This window comes from Ruegeria sp. AK11 (assembly GCF_056541095.1).
Genome location: NZ_JBQFXU010000023.1, coordinates 1 through 8,929, shown reverse-complemented (window position 1 = coordinate 8,929; position 8,929 = coordinate 1). Strand labels below are relative to the sequence as shown.

General features: G+C 51.6%; 7 protein-coding genes. All 7 read left to right on the top strand.

Translation table 11 applies throughout. From position 1 onward, the window contains the following. Positions 1–81: 81 nt before the first annotated feature. The 7 genes from ACR0D9_RS20350 to ACR0D9_RS20320 all read left to right on the top strand — a co-directional run bounded on the left by ACR0D9_RS20350 (position 82) and on the right by ACR0D9_RS20320 (position 8,536). Positions 82–570, top strand: a complete 489-nt coding sequence (locus tag ACR0D9_RS20350) for a hypothetical protein (RefSeq protein WP_480540072.1) — start codon at positions 82–84, stop codon at positions 568–570. Continuing rightward, positions 563–2,347, top strand: coding sequence for an ATP-binding protein (locus ACR0D9_RS20345; RefSeq protein WP_480540070.1), 1,785 nt, complete (start codon positions 563–565; stop codon positions 2,345–2,347). Before ACR0D9_RS20350 ends, ACR0D9_RS20345 begins: the two co-directional genes overlap by 8 nt. Before the next feature lie 538 nt (positions 2,348–2,885). Further along, positions 2,886–3,344 carry a hypothetical protein gene (locus ACR0D9_RS20340; protein WP_480474019.1) on the top strand — a complete coding sequence of 153 codons (459 nt, stop codon included), beginning with the start codon at positions 2,886–2,888 and terminating at the stop codon, positions 3,342–3,344. A 190-nt stretch (positions 3,345–3,534) separates the two neighbouring features. Continuing rightward, positions 3,535–5,295: an adenylate/guanylate cyclase domain-containing protein gene (locus ACR0D9_RS20335; protein ID WP_170556818.1), complete on the top strand. Its 1,761-nt coding sequence runs from the start codon at positions 3,535–3,537 to the stop codon at positions 5,293–5,295. 303 nt (positions 5,296–5,598) lie between these two features. Further along, entirely contained in the window at positions 5,599–7,161 is a 1,563-nt protein-coding gene (locus ACR0D9_RS20330) for an arylsulfatase (RefSeq protein WP_480484940.1), read from the top strand. Positions 7,162–7,287: 126 nt separating this feature from the next. Continuing rightward, entirely contained in the window at positions 7,288–7,662 is a 375-nt protein-coding gene (locus tag ACR0D9_RS20325) for a DUF4345 domain-containing protein (protein ID WP_480489020.1), read from the top strand. A 16-nt stretch (positions 7,663–7,678) separates the two neighbouring features. Beyond that, positions 7,679–8,536 (top strand): DUF302 domain-containing protein, encoded by an 858-nt coding sequence (locus ACR0D9_RS20320; protein ID WP_480489022.1) that lies wholly within the window; start codon positions 7,679–7,681, stop codon positions 8,534–8,536. The last annotated feature ends 393 nt before the right edge of the window (positions 8,537–8,929 follow it).

The window sequence follows — 8,929 nt, the reverse complement described above, 5'->3', positions numbered from 1 at the left end:
CATCAGAACGCGGCGTAGATTGAAACTGCGGCGAGCCTGATCCTCCTAAGCCAATCAAACGCTCGTGTTCCAAATCATTCGATGACGGACAAGGAAGAATTTGACGAGGCCCTGCTGAACGAGCTTCTTAATGAAAATGACTTAGAGGAAATTGAGGTCGAAGTAACGCCGGAGCAGATCGAAGAGTTTTGGGAAAAGTATAAAACGCTTCCGATAGTTAATCCGACAAAATGGAAGTTCCACGAAACCGTATTCGAGGAGCATTACTACCAATCACTCAGAATGCTGAGTTACGAGCTCGAAAAACCGAACTCGGTTTTTATTGTGTTTGGGTTTTCGTTCGCTGATGAGCACATACTAAGTTTGGTGAAGCGGTCACTTTCGAACCCGTCCTTGCAAGTATTTATCTGTTGTTTTTCGGACGGTACGAAGGCTGACCTTGAGAAGAAATTCGAAGGATTTGGAAACGTAGAGCTCATAAGAGTTGACGGCAGGTTAGATTTTACGGCTTTCAACAATGAAGTATTCTCGACTTCACCCGCAACGACTGAGGGCGATCCGGATGATTGAGATCGGCGAAGTCATAGCGGTAGTTGGCGTCGAGATTACAATTCGGGCCAACGAGAGTTCCAACCTTGAGACACATTTCTATAAGGGTGAAGCCTTCAAAGGTGTGTCTATCCGGGAGTTCATCAGCATCGGCCACGGGTTTCGCGAAATCGTTTGCATCGTCGAAGGTGAATACCTCGATGAAAAGTTTGTCGACGGCGACGGACCCAGCGCCCAGCATGTACGCAAGCTAAAAGCTCGCCCTATTGGATACTTTGAGGATGACTCTTTTTTCGATGGCATCAAGTTTCTGCCAAAGATCGGCGACCTTGCGAAGCTTGTTCCCCAAAGAAAAGTTGAAACCATCTTTGAAAGGCGACAGCACGAAGGCATTGTAATCGGGCAGCTTCTGAAAGAAGACTTGCCAATTTATTTGCCGTGGCAAGACATTTTTAATACTCACATTGGGATATTCGGCAATACAGGCAGCGGGAAATCCAACACTTTAGCCAAGCTATTCACAACTCTGTTCGACGAGAAAGTTGATGCAATGCAAGGCAAGAGTAGATTTGTATTCTTGGATTTTAACGGGGAATACACCGGCGATCAGCTTGTCGGAGCCCCGTACAAGACAGTGGTGAGATTGAGGACCAAGGGCGAACCTCTGGACTACTTCACGTTGCGAAGCGAGGAATTCTGGGACGCTGAAACTCTAGGAATACTGTTTCAGGCGACCGCAAATACTCAACAACCGTTCTTACGCCGTGTAGTATCGGGTCGAAACAAGTACGCCAACATCGAAGACAGTCTTTCGCGATACTTGCGAGCGACCTTTGAACGGGTGCTAAAATCAAAGGACCCGAGCCTTGAGGCCCTTGAGCAACTGAAGCACCTAGCTCGAACAATCGACCCAGACGGTGAACTCACGGAGTCGCTCGAAAAAGTTGGTTTGCAGAGGGGCTCCAACATTGAAACCTTTCATTTTATTGTCGGGCCACAGAACTGGCAGTTTCTGAGTAGCAATGAGGAGTTTGTGGAATCCGAGTTCTTGACCAAGGTCGATGATTTGGATGTTGACCTACTAGAAGGGTTTGATGAATTGCAGGTTCGGGCATCGCTCCAAATTATTAGAGACGTGCTAAGCGGTTCCGCGCAATACGACCATATTCATCCTCTCTTGCGGCGAATTGAATCGCTTAAAGGCGATCTCCGAAAGGTCATAAGTGTAACTGAGGACGCAAATCTACCACAGCAGACCGTCACGGTGATCTCACTCAGGGAGACAAAGCAAGAGATAAAGAAGATCCTGCCAATTTTAATCGCCAAACACTACTACGAAATTCACAAGGATATTCCGAGTTCTCCGCCGACATCGACGGCCCACCTAGTAATCGATGAAGCCCATAACATTCTGTCTACGCAATCTGCCCGAGAAGCCGAAAGCTGGAAGGACTACCGCCTTGAGCTCTTTGAGGAGATTATTAAGGAAGGACGGAAATTTGGTTTCTTTGTTACTCTTGCCAGTCAAAGACCGTCGGATATTTCTCCGACCATAGTCTCGCAGGTTCACAACTATTTCATTCACAGACTTGTAAATGACAGGGATTTAGCCTTGCTGGACAATACGATTTCGACGCTCGACGCAGTGTCCAGAAGCCAGATTCCGACGTTGCCAAAGGGGGCGTGCGTAATAACTGGCACGACATTTGATATCCCCATGCTGCTCCAAGTTGAGAAGCTGAGCAACGAAAGGGAACCTGACAGTAGGGATGTTGATTTGACAAACCTATGGGGATGAGGAACCCAAACCGCTTGCTTTTCGAACTTGCCTCTACCGAACCTCGAGATTAGTAAAATCGTCGGTGCGGGTATGGTGTGAGCGAGCCCCCTGATCCGGGCCGTAACGGATGTTGCCGCCAGTACATTGGCCAACTTCTGCGTTCGATGTTTCGTTTCTTCCTGCGCGTTCAGACAGTTATGAGTTGGCGGTCGACTTTCGCCACCTCACGTTTAAGTGGCTGAACGCGCCTCGGCGCAAGAGTGTACCACGAATGCCGCTTTGGGCTGTCTTTTGACTTTGCAAAGTCAGCTTTCTGTGCTGCGCCGGAATTCGTACAGGTCGCAGCATTCGGTAGGTTTAGAGTCGACTTGGCCATTCTCCGCGGCCTGCATGAATAGCTGGTCGCAGCCCAAAGCGGACCTTCATCACTAAGCTTTGCAATCTCTGAGATGCGGGACGAAGCTGACTTTTCAGGTCCGGCTATGCGTTCCTTTCCTAGCAATAAATTTCGTAGTCTCTATCATGCTGGTTTTGCCCCACTGTCGAAGGAAACAACATGTTGCGTTCAATGCTTATCCCCGCAGTTCTCTTTGCGCCTCATTGTCTGACTGCTGCAGAGAAAGTGTCGGCAACGAACTTCTATGTCGTCAACCAAGAGCAAATTTCCGCGGGCGAGGACGTGTTCTGGAAAGAGGACAACTATGGGACTTATACCGTTGACGAGGGACCAATCGATCCTGGTTTTGTCCGGTGCGTGGGCTCGGGTTTCGGCGGACCCAGCGGTGTCAGCGGCGGTGGCGTCTGTGTTTATGGTGAAGAAGAGGACACGTTCACCATGAGATGGGAGGTTGTTGCCTTCGGCGTCAACAACTGGCGGATTGTTTCCTCCACCGGCAAATATTCGGGGATGACTGGAAGTGGAACGACCAAAACACGTGTGGCGTCAAAACTCCTGGCGCTACCGCACCGTATTTCTGACTGGGAAGGCGAGGTTGCCTTGCCCGCTAGGGATTGAAACTCGAACTGAAATGGTCGGGGATGATGCTGATTTGAAAGGTTGGCAAAGCCCGCATTGGGCTTGTTGTCGCCTTTCGTTACTTTTCACATTAATGACCGGTGGCAGCCCGAAGCGGACATTCTCGAAAGTTGGCACACTACTGCCGAACTTGATAGATTCGAAAAAAGGTTGCTATTGGGAAATGCGCATGACACGCCGACTTGCCGCCATACTTGCCGCCGATATGGTCGGCTACTCACGGCTTATGGCGGCTAACGAGGCGGGAACACTTGCTCGTCTCAAAGACCTACGACGGGACATCATCAATCCAAGTATCGAAAGTGCCGGAGGTGAGATTATCAAGCTTACCGGTGATGGCCTGTTTGCACTTTTTAGCTCGGTCGTTTCTGCCGTTGAGGCCGCAGCGACGCTCCAGAAGGCGCTGCACGCCGCCGAAGCCGAGAGCCCCACCGAAAGCCGGATCAGCTTCCGAATAGGGTTGCACATTGGAGACGTAATCTTGGACGAGGGCGACATTTATGGCGAGGGTGTTAATCTTGCCGCAAGACTCGAAGGCATCGCTGACCCAGGCGGTGTCATACTGTCTGACGACGCATGCCGGCAGGTTCGAGGCAAAATCGAACACGACATCATAGACCTTGGCGAAGTAGCGCTCAAAAACATCTCCGAGCCAGTTCGCGCCTACAAATTGGCGATGGAGGGCAAATCAGATTCCACGCAAAACCAATCTCAACCCACTGACAAACCCTCCATCGCTGTCTTGCCCTTCCAGAACATGTCCAATGATCCAGAACAGGAATACTTCTGTGACGGCGTTTCCGAAGACATCATCACAGAGCTCTCGCGCTTTCCCGAGCTTTTCGTCATCGCCCGCAACTCCTCATTTTCGTTCAGGGGTCGCCCCGTCACCCATATAGATATCGCTCGAGAACTCGGTGTTCGCTACATGCTAGAGGGTAGCCTCCGTCGAGCCCAAAACCGCGTACGCATTACTGCCCAACTCATCGACTGCACAAATGGAGCCCATGTTTGGGCCGAGCGCTACGACCGCACGCTAGACGACATCTTCGCGTTACAGGATGAGATTACACGCAGCGTGGTCGGCGCCATCGCCCCCCAGATATCCATTGCCGAAATAGATCGCGCGTCTGTGGCTCGAGATATCGACTTCAACTCCTACGACCTCTCGCTACGTGCAATGGCGATCTTCTACGCGGGAGGCTTCTACTCTCAGGATAAGTTCGATGAGGTCATATCGGTCTCTGATCGCGCCATTGATCTCGACCCGCGCAACGTCCAGGCCCATTGGATCAAAGCGTTTGCCTACCTGATGCGTTATCTATACCAGTTCGATGAGGACCCCACCGAAAACCTGGGCCTAGCTGATAAAAGCGTTGAACCTCTGTTTCTTGGTGGTCAACTCGACCCGCGCGCCTTATGCGTTCGCGGTATGGTTCGTCATTTCCGTGGAGATTTTGACGGGGCCAACGCCGACTTCAGTTTGGGCTTCACACTGAACCCGAACTTTGCCCGGAACATCTTCTTCATGGCCTGGCATGAATCTTTGGTCGGCCGAACCACACAGGCGCGCGAACATGCCCACCTTGCCCTCCAGCTTTCCCCACGCGACACTGACCTCTGGGTAGGAGACGCCTATCTGGCGCTCGCCCAAGCTGCCTTCGCCGACGCTGATTTTGAAGACGCAATGCGTTGGGGTGAGCACGCCATTCAGATGACGCCGCGTGCGCCGATCCGCCGGGCTCTTATGATCGCCAGTGCCGCCCACCTCGGGCGCGCCGAAGCAGGCCTGCCACATGAGCAGGCGCTGGCGGATTTCGCCCCAGCGTTCCTAGACAGCATTGTCTCCGGAGCTTTGATCCTCTTCCGTCTACCCGAACACAATGCGCTTTTGGTCGAAGGCTTGAAGAAAGCTGGTGTTAAGCCGTAGAGTTGGTCAGGATGCCAAAGCTCGAAACTATCGCAGACAAATCGTGCCAAGGGCCAATCCAATTTTAGCGCAATGTCCTCGAAAGGTTCTAAGCAATCGCTCATTGCTTCAATCGGCGACGACTGTTTCCAGCCCAAACCGGACATTCAACCCAGGACTTTGCAATTCCGGCTTGGCGGGCTTTTTGGTCGAAGAAATTTCTTGCACCAAGGTGCTGAGCCCAAAAAGTTAACAAATCAGACCGTTCCTCTAAGCCGATGTTTTTCCTATGGTTGGTAAGAAGTACCAAGTCGGGAGGTCTTAATGAACAAGCTTATCTCAGTAACGGGTGCCGTCTGCTTTGCTTTCACTGGAGCTTGGGCCGACGAACATACCCCGCCCAACATTCTTGTCATCATGGCAGATGACGTAGGTTGGGCGAGCGTCGGCGTTTACCACGGAGGTGTCAAAAGCATCGAGACGCCGAACTTGGATCGCCTCTCCTCTGAGGGTGCTCGTCTCACAGATTATTATGCCGAGCCAAGTTGTACTGCCGGTCGATCAGCTTTCATGACCGGACAATTGCCAATACGGACTGGTATGCACACGGTTGGACTGCCGGGAGATCCGGTAGGTTTAAACCCAGATGACCCAACGCTTCCGATGTTCCTGAAAAAGTTGGGGTATACGACGGGGCAGTTCGGAAAAAACCATCTAGGCGACCTCAATGAGTTCCTACCGACTGCAAAAGGTTTCGACGAGTATTGGGGTTGGCTCTATCACTTGAATGCTATGGAATATACGTCTGATCCGGATTGGCCAGACGACCCAGAATTCAACGCGCAATTTGCGCCTCGCAACATCATTCATTCATTTGCAACAGAGGAGGTAGACGAAACAGTCGACCCGCGATTTGGAAAAGTCGGGAAGCAGCGCATTATTGATGACGGGCCTGCGCCTCCTGAGCGCCAAAAGACTTTGGATGACGAAGTGACATCTCACACGAAGGACTTCATTTCTCGTGCAGTAGAGTCGGACACTCCGTTTTTTGTCTGGATGGCTCCAGCCCGTGCACACGTCTGGACCCACCTCAGCCCCGAATACGAAGCTATGTTGGGCAATGGGCGCGGACTTCAGGATGTTGTCATGAAGGAGTTGGACAACAACGTTGGTAACGTTCTCAGCCACCTTGAGGATCTGGGAGTCGCCGATAATACCATAGTGATGTTCACCGCAGACAATGGCCCGGAAACACTGACGTGGCCTGATGGTGGTACGACACCGTTTCATGGGGAAAAGGGTACTACCTGGGAAGGTGGCTTTAGAGTTCCTGCGATTATTCGCTGGCCGGGCAAAATTCCAGAAGGTCAAGTCTTGAATGGCATCTTCAGCGGAATGGACTGGATGCCAACATTTGTAGCTGCGGCTGGAGGTCCGACAGATCTAAGAGAAAAGCTCCTAGAGGGATATGAAGGCTATAAAGTGCATCTCGATGGCTACAATCAACTATCTTACCTGACGGGTGAGGATGAAGAGAGCAATCGCCGCGAGCTGATTTACTATCAGGGTACAGACCTCCAAGCAGTACGCTACAACGATTGGAAAGCGCACTTTGTCGTTCAAAACCACGGCTGGTCAGGCCCGAAGGAAGAATTGGTCGCCCCCTTGCTTTTCAACCTCCGCCGCGATCCCTACGAAAAAGCTGCGGAGGAAAGCGGTATGTACGTCCGCTGGATGGGTGAGAAAATGTGGGCATTCGGCCCAGCCGCCCGGTTAGTGCAGGCACATCTCGCTACTTTCGAGGAGTTCCCTCCGCGCGGGAAGCCGGTCGCCAATCAAGACCATGTTGAAGAACAAACATCAACCGAAGGCGGCATCTCTCAGTAGAGGAAGCGAGGCAACCAATACGCCTTTCCCACCGCAGCGTGGGCATCCGGCTCGGATCATCGGATGCCCAAAATAACCGACTAGGAATTTCGCAAAAAGCGAAACCTCTACGAGAAGGAGTCCTCCATGAGTGCTAGATTAGTCCTTCTGCTTGCTGCCGTCGGCCTCGTGCCAATTGCGTTGTCATACGGTCTGATGCCCGGCCGTTCGATCCCAGTTTTGCTGGGATTTCCAGTGGAAGGGACGAACCTGACGCATGTCTTCCGAGCGATTATGGGTCTTTATCTGGCAAACGCTTTGTTTTGGTTGGCAGCCGCTTCAAAACCAGAATTACAACGCCCCGCGCTGTGGGTTCTTTTTTTGTTTATGTCAGGACTGGCCGTTGGACGCATACTAAGCATCCTTATCGATGGAGTTCCGAACGGGATACTTCTCTTTTATCTTGCAGCCGAGATAGCTTTTGCAGCTCTGGCGGCGGTTTCTCTTAAAAAAGTACGGTGAAACAGGAAGTAGTAAAATGGTGAGGTTTGGCTTTGTTTTCTCGATGATTGCAACTCTATCAGTTTCGACATCCGCTTTTGCACAATCTTCATCTGCCCAGACTGCGGTGGACGAAAACTTCTTAGGGATTGAGACTGCCGTTGCCGAAGCGGGAGCTACTCCAATCGCATCGATAGATCACGCGCGCCTGGCCAAGGCCGAAGGCGTCGAAATGCCAGCATCTCGTGTACTCGTTTTCTCTGATCCAGAGGTAAACACACCTATACTGGAGGAGAACGTACGTGCAGGTCTGGACCTTCCTTTTCGCGTTCTTTCATTCGATCAGGATGGTCGACCGCAGATCGAATACACAGACTCTCAGTTTCTCAAAGTTCGGCATGGTCTAATCAATACCCAAGCGTTGAATGCATTTGAGAACAAGTTGCTCGAAGTCCTGAACGACTTGGATGCAGCACCAGCGCCGACCAAAGGATTAGTTGCAAACCATGGCATCATCGAATTGCGATCTGAGCTCAGCGTTCCAGAGGCAGTGGAACGTGTCAGGACAGCTGTGATGGGACAGGACGATACAGTCTGGTTTGGGGAGATCGATTTTGCGGCCGAAGCGTCCCAACTGGGGACGGAGCTGCCGGATGCTGTTCTCTTGCTATTCGGCGGACCAGCGCCCGGTGGTGTGGCTATGGCGGACTTTCCGGCAATTGGTTTGGATGCCTTTTGCCAAAAACTATTGGTTTACGCGAATGAAGAAGGCGGCTCCGTAGTCATTTTCAATGACATCGCTGCTTTGGCGGAGTTGCACTACGGTTCTTCAGCCGAACCTCATCACGGTTTGAACAAACGGCTGACGGAGACATTTCGCAAGGCAATTGAGTAGCCGCTGTTAGGAAAACGCAAAAAACCTTTGCCGATTGGCCATCTTTTCGTCGTCCGCTTTGGGTTGATTTCAGCGGTTCTCAACGCAACAGGCCTACCACGCTTTGGGCCGTTCGTTAAACTTTGCAAAGGCCGCTTTCTGCGCATTGCTGTAATTGGAGCTTCGCGCGGCATCAGTCAATTTGAACTCGGTAACGACCGTCGCTGACTTCCGTATATGTGGTTACAGGAAGCCTTAGGCGGGCCATGCCAACAGTGCTTACAATTCTGCGATGCGGGCAACCTATTTGGCACTCGTTTAGCTGTCCGTCATCGAATGATTTGGAACACGAGCGTTTGATTGGCTTAGGAGGATCAGGCTCGCCGCAGTTTCAATCTACGCCGCGTTCTGATG